The sequence below is a fragment of the Methylobacterium variabile genome (assembly GCF_001043975.1).
Taxonomy (GTDB): Bacteria; Pseudomonadota; Alphaproteobacteria; order Rhizobiales; family Beijerinckiaceae; genus Methylobacterium; species Methylobacterium variabile.
This window is the reverse complement of sequence record NZ_LABY01000095.1, coordinates 30,518-45,494: the sequence shown is the minus strand read 5'-3', so window position 1 is coordinate 45,494 and position 14,977 is coordinate 30,518. Positions and strand designations below refer to the sequence as shown.

Sequence of the window (14,977 nt, the reverse complement as noted above, 5' to 3'; positions counted from 1 at the left end):
ACAGGGAGGCGTCAATCAAGCCCCGGATTGGCTGTCACATCACTGTGAACGTCATGCCGTTGTCGCTGCGCAAGGGCCCCGGCTCGGGGGGATGTCGGGACGGCTCTCCCCGTCGCGGGCCACGCACCAGACATCGGACCGGTGCCGGAGGAGGCCGCCTTCCCCGCCTGGACGCACGCCTTCCAGACCGATGGCCTAAGCAGACCTGCATGGCGCAACTCTGCTTAGGTCCTTGTTTGTGCATCATTTTCGCCGCCGGACCGGTGACCACTTCGGCGAATGATGCTTAGGATGCCGACGCCTCGGGCCGCCGGTATTCAGAGCAGCTTCCGGTACTGGATAAATCCTGGTCGGTCCGCCAGCGTGTCGTACAAGGCCCGCGCCGTGACGTTGGCCTCCTGGGTCAGCCAGTAGACCCGGCTGGCGCCGGCCTCACGCGCCGCCGCGTAGACCGCCTCGATCAGGGCGCGGCCGGCCCCCTGCCCGCGCGCCGCCGGCGCGGTGAACAGGTCCTGCAGGTAGCAGTAGGGACCGGCAGTCCAGGTCGAGCGGTGGAAGATGTAGTGCACGAGGCCGATCACCGCACCGTCGTGCTCGGCCACGAGGGCGTGCATCGGTTCGGCGGGGTCGTGCAGGCGGGACCAGGTGAGGTCGCTGACCTCGGGCGCGACGGTGGCGCCGTAGAAGGCGAGGTAGCCCTGCCAGAGCGGGTCCCAGGCGGCGCGCTCGTCGGGGCGCAGCGGACGGATGGTGGGGCTCGGCATGAGCGGCGATCCTCTCGGAGGCAGACGCCGCAGGGTCGCGGGGAAAGGTCCCCGGATCAAGGGCCGCGCCGGGCACGGCGCGGCCCTCTCGCGAGAGATCCTACTTCAGGTGGAACTTGTCGAAGTCGCGGTGCTCGGCCTCGATCCGGCGCACGGTGCCGGTGTGCGAGCGGTAGACCACCGTCTCGGTGCGGATCGTGCTGCGCCCGAAGCGCACGCCCTTGACCAGCGCCCCGTCGGTCACGCCGGTGAGCGCCACCACCACGTCGCCGCGGGCGAGGTCGTCGAGGGCGTAGAGGCGGTTCGGGTCGGCGACGCCCATCTTGGCGGCGCGGTCGCGCTTCTCCTGGGTGTCGAGGATCAGGCGGCCCTGCATCTGGCCGCCGATGCAGCGGAGCGCGCCCGCCGCAAGCACGCCCTCGGGCGCCGCGCCGATGCCGAGATAGATGTCGATGCCGGTCTCCTCCGGCATGGTGGTGAAGATCACGCCGGCGACGTCGCCGTCGGAGATCAGGCGCACGCCCGCACCCGTCCGGCGGATCGCCGCGATCAGGTCGGTGTGGCGCGGCCGGTCGAGCACCAGGGCGGTGATCTCGGCGGGCGGGACGCCCTTGGCCTTGGCCAGCGCGTGGATGTTCTCCTCGGGCGTCGCGTCGAGATGGACCGTGCCGGTCGGGTAGCCCGGGCCGATCGCGATCTTGTGCATGTAGACGTCGGGGGCGGCGAGCAGGGTGCCGCCCTCGGCCATCGCCATCACGGCGACGGAGCCCGGCATGTCCTTGGCGCAGAGCGTCGTGCCCTCCAGGGGGTCGACCGCGATGTCGACCTTCGGGCCGGAGCCGTTGCCGAGGGTCTCGCCGATGAACAGCATCGGCGCCTCGTCGCGCTCGCCCTCGCCGATCACCACGGTGCCGTCGATCGGCAGGCGGTTCAGCTCGCGCCGCATCGCGTCGACGGCGGCCTGGTCGGCGGCCTTCTCGTTGCCCTGGCCACGCAGGCGCGCCGCCGCCACCGCCGCCCGCTCGGTGACCCGCACCAGCTCGAGGGTCAGGATGCGCTCGATGACCTGGCTCGGTCCCGACTTCTTGGCGTCCGACATGACTTCGTGATCCCCGTGCTGCGTCTTAGGGCCGGGTCTTAGAGGAGAAACCGGCGCCGCTGAACTGAATTTTCCTAACCGGCCGGGCGATCACCAGAGGATTGCGCGGGGTCGGCCGGCCATCAACCGATTGCCGGCACGGACGGCGACTTCCGACCCCATGGCGATGACAGGCCGCTCCCCGGGCTCACTCGCGCTCGATGCGGATGAGCTGGGGCGGCTCGGACAGGAGGCCGTCCGCCGCCATCGCGTCGAGGCTCTCACGGATCGCCGCCTCGGTCGCCGCGTAGGTGATGAGCACGAGCGGCACCGGCAGGCCGGAGCGGCCGTGGCGGTCCCGCGCCGCCGCGCTCTCCGAGCGGTGCTGCAGGATGCTCTCGAGGGAGATCTCGCGCTCGGCCATCTTGGTCGCGACGCCGGCGGCGACGCCCGGGCGGTCGTGGACGGTGAGGCGGATGTAGTAGCCGCCCTCGTGGCGCTGCATCTCGGCCCGCGCCGGGGCGGTGAGGCTCGCCACCGGGCGGCCGAAGGCCGGCGGCACCCGGCCGGCCGCCACGTCGGCGATGTCGGCCACCACCGCCGAGGCGGTGGCCTCGCCGCCGGCGCCGGGACCGATCAGGGTCAGCTCGCGCAGGGCATCGGTGTCGATGGTGACGGCGTTCGTCACGCCCATCACCTGGGCGATCGCCGAGGATTTCGGCACCATCGTCGGGTGGACCCGCTGCTCGATGCCGGCCGCCGTCGCCTCGGCGACGCCGAGCAGCTTGATCCGGTAGCCGAGCTCGTCGGCCATGCGCAGGTCGAGGGGGGTGATCGCCGAGATGCCCTCGACCGAGACGCCCTCGGCGTCGAGCTCGGTGCCGAAGGCGAGGCTGGTCAGGATCGCGAGCTTGTGGGCGGTGTCGAAGCCCTCGACGTCGAAGGTCGGGTCGGCCTCGGCGTAGCCGAGCGCCTGGGCGTCCTTCAGGCAGGCCTCGAAGGTCAGGCCCTCCAGCTCCATCTGGCTGAGGATGTAGTTGCAGGTGCCGTTGAGGATTCCGTAGACGCGGGAGATCCGGTTGCCGGCCAGCGCCTCGCGCAGGGCCTTGACCACCGGGATGCCGCCCGCCGCCGAGGCCTCGAAGGCGAGCGCGACGCCGGCGGCCTCCGCGGCCCGCGCCAGCGCCGGGCCGTGATGGGCGAGGAGCGCCTTGTTGGCGGTCACGACGTGCTTGGCCGAGGACAGCGCCGCCTCGACGGTGGCCCGGGCCGGCCCTTCCGCGCCGCCGATCAGCTCGACCACGCAATCGACGTCCGCGGAGCGCGCGAGCGCCACCGGATCCTCGAACCAGGCCACGCCCTGAAGGTCGAGGCCGCGGTCGCGGGAGCGGTCGCGGGCGGCGACGGCCGTCACCTGGACCGGCCGCCCGGCGGAGGCGCTGATCGCGTCGGCGCGGCGCGCGACCATGCGGAAGACGGAGGCTCCGACGGTGCCGAGACCGGCGATGCCGAGGCGGAGGGGCTGAGTCATGGCGAGCAATCCGGGCAGGCAGGCGCCGGGCCTGAAACGTGACGGGCCCGCGGCGGCGCCCTTCTGCAACGGTTTCCGGACCCGTGCAAGGAAGCCGGCTCCTTGCGTCAAGCCGGCGCCGGCGGCCCGGCCCGGCGCGCCGCCCGCACCAGGGCGTAGAGCACGCCGGCATTGAGCAGGTGCCACAGCCAGTGGGTGCCGGCGGGCAGGAGCGGGCAGAGGGCCGCGTCGAAGGTCCGGGCGGCGAGGGACACGAGGAAGAGGACGCCGATCCCGATCAGCGCCGCGCCTGCCCGGTGTCCTGCCCGGCGCGAGGCCGCGCCGACGCCGAACAGCGCGAGCGCCGCGGGCGCGTAGGCGACCGAGCCGTTGCTCGCCGGGCCGAGGGGCTGCCCGGCGAGGCGGGACAGGGCGGGCTCGAACAGGGCGGCGGCGAGCGCGAAGGCGAGGGTGCCGGCGAGCGCCGCCGGGACGGAGAGCCCGAGGAAGCGCCGCAGGGCGAGGAAGACGTAGGCGTGGATGAACAGCGCGATCGGGATCACGTCGGCGAGCATCGCCCACTGCACCGCCAGGGTGTGGAACAGGGCGCTGCCGAGGCCGATCACCCCGACGAGGAGGGCGAAGCCGTCGGCGACCGGGTCCGGCGGGCCGGCGCGGCGCCGGAGCAGCAGGATGGCGGCGACCACGAAAGCGGCGTTCGAGGCCGCATTGAGCGGCTCGGCGAAGAATTCCGGCCCGGTGCGCTCGCAATAGTCCCGCACCGGCTCCCACCACCCCGACGCCATGCTTCCGGTCCCCGTCCCGCGGTCGCAGCGCGGCTTGCCAGCGCGGCGCGAAACCCCGATGACGGGCCTCACGGCACAGTCTGTTTGCGAGCGGCGCGGGACGCGATGCGGATCACCACCTGGAACGTCAACTCGGTCAAGCAGCGCTTAGCCCACCTCCTCGCCTTCCTGGCCGAGGCGCAGCCCGACGTGGTCTGCCTTCAGGAGCTGAAATGCGTCGACGATGCCTTTCCCCGCGCGGAGGTGGAGGAGGCCGGCTACGTGGTGGCGACCCATGGGCAGAAGGCGTTCAACGGCGTCGCGCTCCTCGCGCGCCGGCCGCTGCCGCTGCAGGAGATCCGCCGCGGCCTGCCGGGCGACGCGAGCGACGAGCAGGCGCGCTACATCGAGGCGCTGATCCCGACCGCGACGGTGCCGGTGCGGGTGGCGTCGATCTACCTGCCGAACGGCAACCCCGTCGGCACGCCCAAATACGACTACAAGCTCGCCTTCATGCGCCGCCTCCACGCCCACGCGGTGGGCTTGCGGGCGCGCGAGGAGGTGCTGGTGCTCGCCGGCGACTACAACGTGATCCCGGAGCCGGAGGATGCGGCCAACCCGGCGGAGTGGGCGAACGACGCGCTGTTCCTGCCCCAGACCCGGGCGGCGTTCCGCGCGCTCCTCAACGAGGGCTTCACCGACGGCCTGCGGGCCTGCGACGGGCGGTCCGGCGTCTACAGCTTCTGGGACTACCAGGCCGGCTGCTGGCCCCGGAACCAGGGCATCCGCATCGACCATCTCCTGCTCTCGCCGCAGGCCCTCGACCGCCTGGCCTCGGCCTCGGTGCAGAAGCACCTGCGCGGGCTCGACAAGCCGTCCGACCACGTGCCGGTGACGGTGGAGCTGGACCTCGGCTGACGGCCCCGCCGCTCAAGCCACCGCGGGCCGCAGGTAATCCGCCTGGAACTCCGCGATCTCCTGGAGCGCGGCGAGGTTGAGGATGTCCACCCGCTTGCCGCCGACCTCGACCACCCGCATCAGGCGCAGCTGCCGCAGCACCCGGTTGACGTGCACGTTCGAGAGCCCGGTCGTGTCGGCGAGATCCTGCTGCGTCAGGGGAAGGTCGTAGCCCGCCTTCGTCGCCCAGCCGACAGCGCGCAGGCGCTCGTGAAGCTCGCACAGGAGGTGGGACACGCGCTCGATGGCCGAGCGGCAGCCGACATTCATCACCCACTCGCGCGTCGTCTCCTCCTCGGCGAGCTTGGCGAGGCGCAACGCCCGCGCGACGGCGGGGTACTGCGTGGTGAGGCCGGCGAGCACCTCCCGCGGGACGCGGGCCACCCGGCAGGAGCCCAGGGTGGCCACGCTGTGGTTCAGCCGGCCGAGATGCACGAAGTCCAGGTCGCAGAGGTCGCCGGGCAGCAGGTAGGCGGTGATCTGGCGGGTGCCGGTGCGGCGGTGCCGGTAGCGGCAGGCCACGCCCTCGAGGACCAGCACGGCGCTGTCGGGCACGCAGCCCTCGCTCAGGAGGTCGAGGCGCCCCTCGACGAGCTGCGCGCCCGCGCCGAGCCCGGCCAGAACGGCCTGCTCCTCCGGGGCCAGGGGTCCATAGGCGGCCAGCTTGCGCACGATCGGGTGCATCAGGTGCCCGCCCGGGGATATCCCGACCGTGGCGAGGTTGGTCGTCAGCGTGGTCATGGGCGTCCCTCGCGGGCGACGTGCCCCGGCATCGGGACGTGATCCCGGCACCGGGCCGTCTTGAGCGAGCGGGGCGCCGCGCGCGGATCCGCGCGGGCCGCGGCGTCGCGGGCGTGAACCAGGAAGGGGATGCCCTTCGGCTGCACCGGGCGGCGGCCGGCACCATCCCGGAGCGGAGCGTCGGCGAGGACGGGCGCGCGCCTTGCAGTCCCGTCCGCGGCCCCGCCTCCTCGCGGCCCGGCGACGTGGTCGCCCGCCTTCCGGACGCGCGGCGCATCGGCCTCGATCGGCCGCCGGGTGAGATGGTGGTCGTCCCGTCGCACAACCGCTTCCTCCATCCCCGCCTCACAATCCGAGCGGGAGCAAAGGTTGTACGCACGGCCCGACACATCCGACAGAGATGGACGGCCCTTCGTGTTGTATCGAACAATCAATCACGCAAAATCTCCCTTCGTGATTAACAAATATTATTATTTGATGTTCGCGACACTACGCACGCCCAAGCTATTGTCATTTGATATCATAAAATGGCCGAGGTGCTGACGTCGTGAAATATTGTTCGTTTCCGGCGGGCGCAGCCTCCAGCCGAGGCGGGGCGTCCCGGCCGCCCACCCTGGAGAAGCGGACCGTGCCGCAACTCCGGCTGGCCACGGCCAGCATCCGCCTCCGCGCCGTGTCACCGGAGGACCTCACGCGGCTCCGACCGCATCTCGAGCCCGCGACCGTCCTGACGCACGGGAATGATCCTTCCCGACCGTGTCGTCGACAGCGGCACGATCTCGGCCGCCAACCCCCAGGACGAGAACCGGATCGAGTTCGGGCTCATCGGCCGCGAGGGGCTGGGCGGCGCCGTCCCGGTGCTCCTCGGCGCCGACTACATTCCTAAGTTGCATTCTGTGTACCCGCACCTCGTGCCGTCGTCCACGGTCGCGACGCACCATCACGGCTGACGCGGATCGGGGGGCGGAGCCGGCGCGAGCTGCCGCGCGATCCAGTCCTGGGCCGCGTCGAGATCGGCGAACTTCGGAGGCTGCGGCGAGGCCAAGCGCCCGAACCCTGCCTCGAGGAACCACAGCCCCTCCTCCTCGCCATGCGCTGCGGAGAGGCGCACCAGGACCGCGGCGAGGGCGCCATCGGCGAAGACGAGCAGCCCCTGCTCGTCCTCGGTCTCCGTCCTGACGCGCGCGGGCTGGAGCGTGAGATCCATGCGGGCCAACGGCTCTCCGCTATCTTGGTTCTGGCGCTCCCGGGCATGGCTGCGTCCCGACGGGCGTAGGCCACCTCCCGGAACGCCGCCAGATGCCGCCGATTGACCCCGGACGCCCGCCCGCGCGGGCATTTCCAGGGAAGGAACCAGGCATGAAGGCCATGATGATCGGCATCGCCCTCGTGGTCTGCGGCGCCGGGATGGCGGTGGCGCAGGGTGCGGGCGGAGGCTCGGGCGGATCCGGCGGCGGCATCGGCGGCGCGACCAGCAGCCCGAACAGCACCGGGGCCGCCGGCCAGCCGGGCATCAGCCAGGACAGCGGCAAGGGCGCCGGCCACAGCAGCCTCAGCACCGGCACGACCGGAGCGGCGGCGGTGCCGCCGGGCGAGCGCGCGGGCGGCAGCGCGACCGGCGCCGGCGAGCCGGGCCGCGCACCGCCGCGCTGACGGAACGCCGCGGGACGGAAGGCCCCTCCCCTGGAGCCGCACGACAGCGTCACCCGTCGCGGGTGGCGCGTCACCTCTCCCGGCTCCCGTTCGGGCCGCCGGGGAAAGCTGCTCAGGATGAGAATGGCGCGGCGAGAGGCGATGCGCTCCCTCGTCGCGTCGACCGGCGAGCCCGCTCGGCAGGGGCGCGCGCCCGGCTTCACTGGCCCGACGCTGGATCCCTGCCGGCCGCGCGCGTTCGATGCGGATCCGCCCAGCGAGCAGGCACTACTGGCTCCCTGAAAGCGCACCCAGAGCGAGATCCGCGCATAGCTTAGCAGTTCCGATTCGGTTGCGGCGCATGTTCTGTCAAGCATGGGAAGGCTGCGCCGGCATCGCGGCGTCGGTGACGCAGGGATGCCGGAATGATGGTCGGGAAATCGCCGGAGATTGATCCAGGTTGAAGACGGGCGTGCCGAACAGGACGATGGTCCCGTCGCGCCACGCCGGCTCTGTCCCGTCCGAACGACGGCACTCGGCCGGTGTCGCGCCCGCGGGCCGGGACCTCGTTTCCCCGAGTTCAGCGCATCAGCCCGGCCCGCCACCCTCGCGGGCGCCGCTCACGCGGCCTCCTCCTCCGGCACCACGTCCACGGCGACGCGCAGGCGCTGCGCCCCGGACCCGGCGATGATGCCGGCGACCGGCGCCACGTCGGCGTAGTCGCGCCCGCGGGCGACCACGATGTGGTCGTCCTGCACGCCGACGCCGTTGGTCGGATCGAGGCCGACCCAAGCCCCCCCGCACCACACCGCCACCCAGGCGTGGCTGGCATCCGCCCCCTCGAGCCGGGGCTGGCCCGGGGGCGGCAGGGTGCGCAGGTAGCCGCTGACATAGGCCGCCGGCAGGCCGAGACCCCGCAGGGCCGCGATCATGACGTGGGAGAAATCCTGGCACACGCCCCGCCGGCCGGCGAAGGCCGCGGCCAGCGGCGTGCCGACCTCGGTCGCCTCGGCATCGAAGGAAAAGTCGGCCCAGATGCGGCGCATCAGGTCGAAGGCGCCCGCGTAGGCGCCGCCGCCGGGAGGGAAGCTCGCCCGGGCGTAGTCGGTGATCTCGGGCAGGAGCGGCACCCGCCGGCTCGGCGCCGCGAAATGGAGCGGCGCGTCGGGGCCGAGGCCCGGATAGGTCAGCACCTGCGCCCGCACCTCCTCCCAAGGGGGACCGGTCTCCGGATCCGGCAGCGGCGGGCGCTCGACCCGCACCCGGGAGCGCGCATCGATCCGGAACTCCCGGTGCGGCGTCTCGACGGTCAGCGACACCGTGCGGTTGCCGAAGAAGTCGCCGCGCTCGGCGGAGGCGCGGGGCACGGGCTCGACCACGACCTCGTGCGAGAGCGGCGTCTGCCCCTCCCCGGCCGCCGGGGCGAGCCGCAGGGAGCAGCGGGCGAAGCCGACCGGGTTGCGGTAGGCGTAGGCCGTGAGGTGGCGCAGGCGGTAGAGCATCGGTGAGGCGGGCTCACGCCAGGGTGGCGAGGGTTTCGGGCCGGGCGGCATCCGACCCGCCCGGGAAGTAGCGGGCACCGATCGCCTCGGCGATATCCCACAGGCGCATCTCCCAGGCCGCCACAGTGTCGAGTGGCAGGGTGCCGGCCTCCGCCCCGGCGATCTCGCCCGACAGGCCCGCCACGAGGCGCACCGGCGCCTCCGCCATCCCGTCCTGGCGCAGGGACGGCAGGCCGGCCAGGCGCTCGGCCAGCCGCTCGACCTGGAAGGCGACGGAGCGCGGGTTGTAGGGGTCGAGCAGCACCATGTCGCGCACCGGCGCCAGGGCCACCCCGAGGATGTAGCGGGCGCCGTAGGAGATGCGGGAATCGACGAGGTCGAGCAGCACGCCGAGGTCGTCGGTGCTGGCGCCGGCCCCGCCGAACTCGAGGGCGAAGCGGCAGGCGTTGACCGCCCGCTCGACCCGCCGGCCCATGTCGACGAAGGCGAAGCCGCCGGCCCGGTTCATGTTCTCCTGGGCAAGGCCCGCGAGCGCCGCGGTGAGCGAGAGGGCGCGCTCGGCCCGGTCGAGGAGGGCGGCTTCGGATTCGGGGCTCTCGGCCGGCGCCTCCAGCGCGGCCAGCAGGGCGCTCAGGGCCCGCCAGGTCTCGCCCGAGAGGCGCTCGCGCAGGGCCGAGGCGTTGCGCCGGGCCGAGAGGGCGTGGCTGAGCCCGGAGCCCCACTGGCCGCCGTCCGAGAGGGCGTGGTGGGCGAGGCCCGCCGCGGTGCCCTCGGCCGAGGGCACGGCGCCCCAGGCGTGCAGCAGGGAGCGGATGCGGGCCGAGGTGGCCCGGTCCTCCTCGGCCATCGAGACGGCTCCGGCGCCGTCGAGCAGGCAGGCGGTCAGGCGGATCACCGCCTCGGCCCGCTCGAGGTGGCGGCCGAGCCAGAACAGGTTGTCGGCCGCCCGGCTCGGCAGCAGGCCGGGCACCCGGCGCACCGCGACCCGGTCGCCCGGCGGCAGCAGGCTCGCTTGCGCGGCGGTGGAGCCCGCGGCGAGCACCCAGACGTCGGCGGCGCGCACGCCCGCCCCCATCGCCACCGGGCGCACGTCCGGGCTCTCGGAGATGCGGCAGAACCCGCCGGGCATCACCCGCCAGCCCTCGGGCGTCGCGGCGGCGAAGACCCTGAGCACGAAGGGGCGCGGCACGAGCCGCGTCCCGTCCCAGACCGGGGCGGTGGAGAGCCGGACCGGCTCGTGGGCGACGAGGTCGCCGGGCCGGTCGCGCAGCACCCCGCGCAGGCGCTCGGTCTCGGCCGCGTCGCGGCCCTCGCCGAAGGCCCGGCTGGTGAAGGCCCCCTGCGCCGGCGCCGCCGCGGGCCGGAACGCCAGGGAGTCGAACCGCTCCAGCACCGTCGCGCGCTGCTCGGGGTCGCCGCACCACCAGGTCGGCAGGCCGGGCAGGCGCAGCGCCTCCCCGAGCAGCCGCTCGCACAGGGCCGGCAGCGAGGCGGCGAGCCAGGCGCTCTCGACGAGGCCGGTGCCGGGCATGTTGCCCATCGCGACGGCACCGTCCCGCAGGGCCTCGACGAGGCCGGGGGCACCGAGGCGGGAGGTGGGATTGAGTTCGAGCGGGTCGACGAAATCGCCGTCGATGCGGCGCCAGAGCACGTCGACCCGCTTCAGCCCCGCGACCGTGCGGATGAAGACGAGGCGGTCGCGCACCAGGAGGTCGTCGCCCTCAACGAGGGCGAGGCCGAGGTAGCGGGCGAGCACCGCCTGCTCGACGTAGGTGTCGCTGTAGGGGCCCGAGGACATCAGCCCGATGCGCGGCTCGGCCCGGACCGCGGCGGCGGCGAGGCCATCGCGAAAAGCCTGGAAGAACGGGGCCAGGCGCTCGACGTCGAGGGCGCCGTAGACCTCCGGCAGGGCCCGGGCCATGACCAGGCGGTTCTCCAGGGCGTGGCCGGCGCCGGACGGCGCCTGGGTACGGTCGGCGAGCACCCGCCAGGTCCCGTCGGGCCCGCGGCCGAGATCGGCGGCGTAGAAATGCAGGTGGCGCCCGCCCGGGGGCGCCACGCCGACGAGGGGCCGCAGGAACTCCGGATCGCCCGCCGCGGCGGCGGCGGGCAGCAGGCCGGCGCGGGCGAGCGCCCCCTCGCCGTAGAGGTCGGTCAGGATTGCCTCGAGCAGCTCTGCGCGTTGCGCCACCCCGGCGGCGATCGCCTGCCACTCCGCCCCCTCGATCAGGAGCGGCAGCGCACCGACCGGCCAGTCGCGCTCGGTCGCCTCGCCGTAGGCGCGGTAGGCGATGCCGGTGTCGTGGATGTGCCGCCCGGACGCCGCGAGGCGGGCCGCGATCTCGCAATCCGGCAGCCCGGCGAGGCGGTGCAGGAACCGGTCCCAGGCCGGGCGCAAGGTGCCGTCGGCCGAGACCAGCTCGTCCGGCAGACCCGGCAGGGCAGCGTAGCCGGCGGTCCAGCGCGCCAGCCGCTCCGCCGGCCCGTCCCCGGCCGGCGCCGCATCCGTCCCCGCCGGGGCCTCGCCCGCCGAGAAGGCCTTGCCTGACATGACCTCGCCCGCCAGGACCTCGCTCATCGGGGCGCGGGCGTGCGCAGGTCGAGGGTCAGCGGGAACTCGCGCCGCGGCTCCTCCGGCGGTGGGCTCACCCGGCCCGGGGTGTGGCCGTTCTCCTGGAAGCGGGCGAGGCGCCGCCCCTCGGCCTCGTAGGTGTTGACCGGGAAGGTCTCGTAGTTGCGCCCGCCCGGATGGGCGACGTGGTAGACGCAGCCGCCCAGCGACCGCCCGCTCCAGGTGTCGAGCACGTCGAAGGTCAGCGGCGCGTGGACGGGAATCGTCGGGTGCAGGGCCGAGGCCGGCTGCCAGGCCTTGAAGCGCAGGCCCGCCACCGCCTCGCCCGAGCGACCCGTGTCGGTCATCGGCAGGCGCCGTCCGTTGCAGGTGACGACGTGGCGGCTCGGCACGTAGCCGGACACCTTGACCTGAAGGCGCTCCACCGAGGAATCGACGTAGCGCACCGTGCCGCCGATGGCGCCCTCCTCACCGAGCACGTGCCAGGGCTCGAGGGCCTGGCGCAGCTCGAGCCTCACGCCGCCGCGCTCGACCTCGCCGTAGCGCGGGAAGCGGAACTCAGCCTGCGCCTCGTACCAGGCCGGGTCGAAGGCGTAGCCGGCGCGGCCAAGGTCGCCCAGCACCGCCTGGAAATCCTCCCACAGGAAGTGGGGCAGCATGAAGCGGTCGTGCAGAGCCGTGCCCCAGCGCACGAAGCCGCCCTCCTGCGGCTCGCGCCACAGCCAGGCGACGAGGGCGCGCAGGAGCAGCTGCTGGGCGAGGCTCATGCGGGCCTCGGGCGGCATCTCGAACGAGCGGAACTCCAGGAGGCCGAGGCGCCCGGTCGGGCCGTCCGGCGAGTAGAGCTTGTCGATGCAGATCTCGGCCCGGTGGGTGTTGCCGGTGACGTCGGTGAGGATGTTGCGGAAGAGCCGGTCGACGAGCCAGAGCGGCACCTCCGGACCATTCGGGGGCGGCACCTGGGCGAGCGCGATCTCGAGCTCGTAGAGCCCGTCGTGGCGCGCCTCGTCCATGCGCGGCGCCTGGCTGGTCGGGCCGACATAGAGGCCCGAGAACAGGTAGGACAGCGACGGGTGGCGCTGCCAGTACAGGACCAGGCTCTTCAGGAGGTCCGGCCGGCGCAGGAACGGCGAGTCGGCCGGGGTCGGGCCGCCGAGCACGACGTGGTTGCCGCCGCCGGTGCCGGTGTGGCGCCCGTCGATCATGAACTTCTGCGCGCCGAGCCGGGTCTGGCGGGCATCGGCGTAGAGGCCGGTGGTGATCTCCACCGCCTCGCGCCAGCTCTTGGCCGGCTGCACGTTGACCTCGATCACGCCGGGATCGGGCGTGACCTTGACCACGGACAGGCGCGGGTCGAAGGGCGGCTCGTAGCCCTCGACGTGGAGCGGCTGGCCGATCTCGGCCGCGGCCTCCTCGAGGATCGCGAGGAGCGCCAGATACTCGTCCGCCCGCTCGACCGGCGGCATGAACACGCAGAGTACCCCGTCCCGCGGCTCGACCGCCAGCGCCGTGCGCACCGCCACGCCCACCGGGGCCTTGGTGCGCTGCGGTGCGGTGCCGGATTGGAGCGCGCCGCGCTGCTCCAGGGGATCCTGGGGCGCGTAGTAGGGGTAGGAGCTCGGCGGCACGAACGGCAGCGAGGCGAGCGGCAGGCGGAAGCCCGCCGGCGAATCGCCCGGCACCAGGTAGATCGCGCCGCGCTTGAGCTGCCAGGCCTCCGAGACCCAGTACCGCTCGGGGCCGACCGCCAGGTTGGCGAGCGGCAGCACGTAGCCGACCGCCGTCTCGAGCCCGCGGGTGAACACCCGGGCCATGCGCCCCTGCGATTCCTCGTCGCCGACCATGGGCTTGAGCGGCGTGACGTTGACCGGCAGCTCCGCGGCCTTGCGCTCCCAGTACTCGGGATCCTCGAAGACCGGCTGCACGTAGGCGTCGAGGCCGAGGCGGCGGGCGAGGCCGTGGACGACGGCCTCGGCGTCCTTGATGCCGGCCTCGCGCGGGCCGGTCTCGCCGGCGATGAGGGCGGGGTCGCGCCAGACCGGCTCGCCGTCCTTGCGCCAGTAGAGCGCGAAGGCCCAGCGCGGCAGGCTCTCGCCCGGGTACCACTTGCCCTGGCCGTAATGCAGGAAGCCGCCGGGGCCGAAGCGCTCGCGCAGGCGGCGGATCAGCTGGTCGGCCAGGCCCCGCTTCGTCGGCCCGACCGCGGCGGCGTTCCACTCAGGGGATTCGAAGTCGTCGACCGACACGAAGGTCGGCTCGCCGCCCATGGTCAGGCGCACGTCCTGCTCGGCGAGGTCGCGGTCGATCCGGTCGCCCAGCGCGTCGAGGGCGGTCCAGGCCTCGTCCGAGAACGGCTTCGTCACCCGGGGCGCCTCGGCGACGCGGGTCACGTGCATCTCGAAGCCGAAGGTGACCTCCGCCGGATCGGCGAGGCCGGCGATCGGCGCCGCCGAGCGGTAATGCGGCGTGGCCGCCAGCGGGATGTGACCCTCGCCGCAGAGCAGGCCCGAGGTGGCGTCGAGCCCGATCCAGCCGGCGCCCGGCACGTAGGCCTCGGCCCAGGCGTGGAGATCCGTGAAGTCGGTGGAGGTGCCGGCGGGCCCGTCCACGGCGGTCGTGTCGGGCACGAGCTGGAGCAGGTAGCCGGAGACGAAGCGGGCGGCGAGGCCGAGGCGGCGCAGCACCTGCACCATCAGCCAAGCGGAGTCGCGGCACGAGCCGCTGCCCTTGGCGAGCGTCTCGGCGGGGGTCTGCACCCCCGGCTCCATCCGCACGACGTAGTTCACGGAATCGCGCACCAGCGCGTTCAGCGCGACCAGGAACTGCACGGTGCTGGGCTCGTCCGGCAGCCGCGCCATCAGGGCGTCGATCTCCGGCCCGCCCGCCTCGACCGCCAGGTAGGGCGCGAGCTCCGCCTTCAGGTCATCCGGGTAGGCGAAGGGCCGGGTCTGGGCGTAGTCCTCGACGAAGAAGTCGAACGGGTTGATCACCGCCATGTCGGCGACGAGGTCGACCTCGATCCGGAACTCCGTCGTCTTCTCGGGGAAGACTAGCCGGGCGAGCCAGTTGCCGTTGGGATCCTGCTGCCAGTTCACGAAGTGGTTCGCCGGCGTGACCTTGAGGGCGTAGCTCTCGATCCGGGTGCGCGTGTGCGGCGCCGGCCGCAGGCGGATCACCTGCGGCCCGAGGGAGATCGACCGGTCGTAGGTGTAGGACGTGACGTGGTGCAGGGCAGCCTTGATCGACACGACGACTCCGAACCTTCTGCTGGGTGAGACTTGTGCGTCCGCCGGCCTGTCCCGCGCGTCCCGTGGGTTCTACACGGCGGGCGGGTCCGCGTCAGCCGCGGCGTCGGGGTGCGAACCGGGTCGCTTGTCGCTAGGTCATCGGATGGCCTCGTCCCGGGCGGCACGGCGAAAAAATGAGGCAAGTCCCG

12 protein-coding genes are annotated in these 14,977 nt (G+C 73.4%); 3 read left to right on the top strand and 9 right to left on the bottom strand.

The annotated features are described in order from the left end of the window. Positions 1-317: 317 nt before the first annotated feature. The 4 genes from VQ02_RS14790 to VQ02_RS14775 form a co-directional block, all read right to left on the bottom strand. A complete protein-coding gene (locus tag VQ02_RS14790) occupies positions 318-764 on the bottom strand; it encodes a GNAT family N-acetyltransferase (RefSeq protein WP_048444963.1) in 447 nt (148 codons plus the stop codon). A 100-nt stretch (positions 765-864) separates the two neighbouring features. Beyond that, positions 865-1,863, bottom strand: a complete 999-nt coding sequence (gene glpX, locus VQ02_RS14785; protein ID WP_048444962.1) for a class II fructose-bisphosphatase — start codon at positions 1,861-1,863, stop codon at positions 865-867. A 187-nt stretch (positions 1,864-2,050) separates the two neighbouring features. Beyond that, the gene (locus VQ02_RS14780; RefSeq protein WP_048444961.1) at positions 2,051-3,373 is read right to left on the bottom strand and encodes a homoserine dehydrogenase; all 1,323 of its coding nucleotides are present in this window, start codon (positions 3,371-3,373) and stop codon (positions 2,051-2,053) included. A 107-nt stretch (positions 3,374-3,480) separates the two neighbouring features. Beyond that, complete coding sequence (locus VQ02_RS14775; protein ID WP_048444960.1) at positions 3,481-4,158, bottom strand: ceramidase domain-containing protein; 678 nt, start codon at positions 4,156-4,158, stop codon at positions 3,481-3,483. A 105-nt stretch (positions 4,159-4,263) separates the two neighbouring features. Between VQ02_RS14775 and xth the strand changes: the two genes are divergently transcribed. Continuing rightward, entirely contained in the window at positions 4,264-5,055 is a 792-nt protein-coding gene (gene xth / locus VQ02_RS14770; RefSeq protein WP_048444959.1) for an exodeoxyribonuclease III, read from the top strand. Positions 5,056-5,067: 12 nt separating this feature from the next. Here the strand turns inward: xth and VQ02_RS14765 are convergent, their stop codons facing one another. Then, positions 5,068-5,835 (bottom strand): Crp/Fnr family transcriptional regulator, encoded by a 768-nt coding sequence (locus VQ02_RS14765; protein ID WP_245239736.1) that lies wholly within the window; start codon positions 5,833-5,835, stop codon positions 5,068-5,070. Between the two features lie 740 nt (positions 5,836-6,575). Between VQ02_RS14765 and VQ02_RS14755 the strand changes: the two genes are divergently transcribed. Continuing rightward, on the top strand, positions 6,576-6,785 hold the full coding sequence (locus tag VQ02_RS14755; protein ID WP_048444957.1) for a hypothetical protein: 210 nt from the start codon (positions 6,576-6,578) through the stop codon (positions 6,783-6,785). Here VQ02_RS14755 and VQ02_RS14750 read toward each other — a convergent pair. Next, positions 6,776-7,042 carry a hypothetical protein gene (locus tag VQ02_RS14750; protein WP_048444956.1) on the bottom strand — a complete coding sequence of 89 codons (267 nt, stop codon included), beginning with the start codon at positions 7,040-7,042 and terminating at the stop codon, positions 6,776-6,778. The genes VQ02_RS14755 and VQ02_RS14750 overlap by 10 nt on opposite strands. Positions 7,043-7,194: 152 nt before the next feature. Between VQ02_RS14750 and VQ02_RS14745 the strand changes: the two genes are divergently transcribed. Beyond that, positions 7,195-7,488, top strand: coding sequence for a hypothetical protein (locus VQ02_RS14745; RefSeq protein WP_053080379.1), 294 nt, complete (start codon positions 7,195-7,197; stop codon positions 7,486-7,488). Between the two features lie 599 nt (positions 7,489-8,087). Here the strand turns inward: VQ02_RS14745 and VQ02_RS14740 are convergent. Genes VQ02_RS14740 through VQ02_RS14730 form a run of 3 tightly spaced genes read right to left on the bottom strand, consistent with a single transcriptional unit; the run spans position 8,088 to position 14,789 of the window. Further along, complete coding sequence (locus VQ02_RS14740; protein ID WP_048444955.1) at positions 8,088-8,969, bottom strand: transglutaminase family protein; 882 nt, start codon at positions 8,967-8,969, stop codon at positions 8,088-8,090. 13 nt (positions 8,970-8,982) lie between these two features. Further along, a complete protein-coding gene (locus tag VQ02_RS14735) occupies positions 8,983-11,520 on the bottom strand; it encodes a circularly permuted type 2 ATP-grasp protein (RefSeq protein ID WP_048444976.1) in 2,538 nt (845 codons plus the stop codon). 23 nt (positions 11,521-11,543) lie between these two features. Further along, positions 11,544-14,789, bottom strand: coding sequence for a transglutaminase family protein (locus VQ02_RS14730; RefSeq protein WP_048444954.1), 3,246 nt, complete (start codon positions 14,787-14,789; stop codon positions 11,544-11,546). Between the last annotated feature and the right edge of the window lie 188 nt (positions 14,790-14,977).

Bases quoted from the DNA above. Each gene is read 5' to 3' on its own strand.
- VQ02_RS14790 (WP_048444963.1), bottom strand. From the start codon at position 764: ATGCCGAGCCCCACCATCCGTCCGCTGCGCCCCGACGAGCGCGCCGCC.
- glpX (WP_048444962.1), bottom strand. From the start codon at position 1,863: ATGTCGGACGCCAAGAAGTCGGGACCGAGCCAGGTCATCGAGCGCATC.
- VQ02_RS14780 (WP_048444961.1), bottom strand. From the start codon at position 3,373: ATGACTCAGCCCCTCCGCCTCGGCATCGCCGGTCTCGGCACCGTCGGA.
- VQ02_RS14775 (WP_048444960.1), bottom strand. From the start codon at position 4,158: ATGGCGTCGGGGTGGTGGGAGCCGGTGCGGGACTATTGCGAGCGCACC.
- xth (WP_048444959.1), top strand. From the start codon at position 4,264: ATGCGGATCACCACCTGGAACGTCAACTCGGTCAAGCAGCGCTTAGCC.
- VQ02_RS14765 (WP_245239736.1), bottom strand. From the start codon at position 5,835: ATGACCACGCTGACGACCAACCTCGCCACGGTCGGGATATCCCCGGGC.
- VQ02_RS14755 (WP_048444957.1), top strand. From the start codon at position 6,576: ATGATCCTTCCCGACCGTGTCGTCGACAGCGGCACGATCTCGGCCGCC.
- VQ02_RS14750 (WP_048444956.1), bottom strand. From the start codon at position 7,042: ATGGATCTCACGCTCCAGCCCGCGCGCGTCAGGACGGAGACCGAGGAC.
- VQ02_RS14745 (WP_053080379.1), top strand. From the start codon at position 7,195: ATGAAGGCCATGATGATCGGCATCGCCCTCGTGGTCTGCGGCGCCGGG.
- VQ02_RS14740 (WP_048444955.1), bottom strand. From the start codon at position 8,969: ATGCTCTACCGCCTGCGCCACCTCACGGCCTACGCCTACCGCAACCCG.
- VQ02_RS14735 (WP_048444976.1), bottom strand. From the start codon at position 11,520: ATGTCAGGCAAGGCCTTCTCGGCGGGCGAGGCCCCGGCGGGGACGGAT.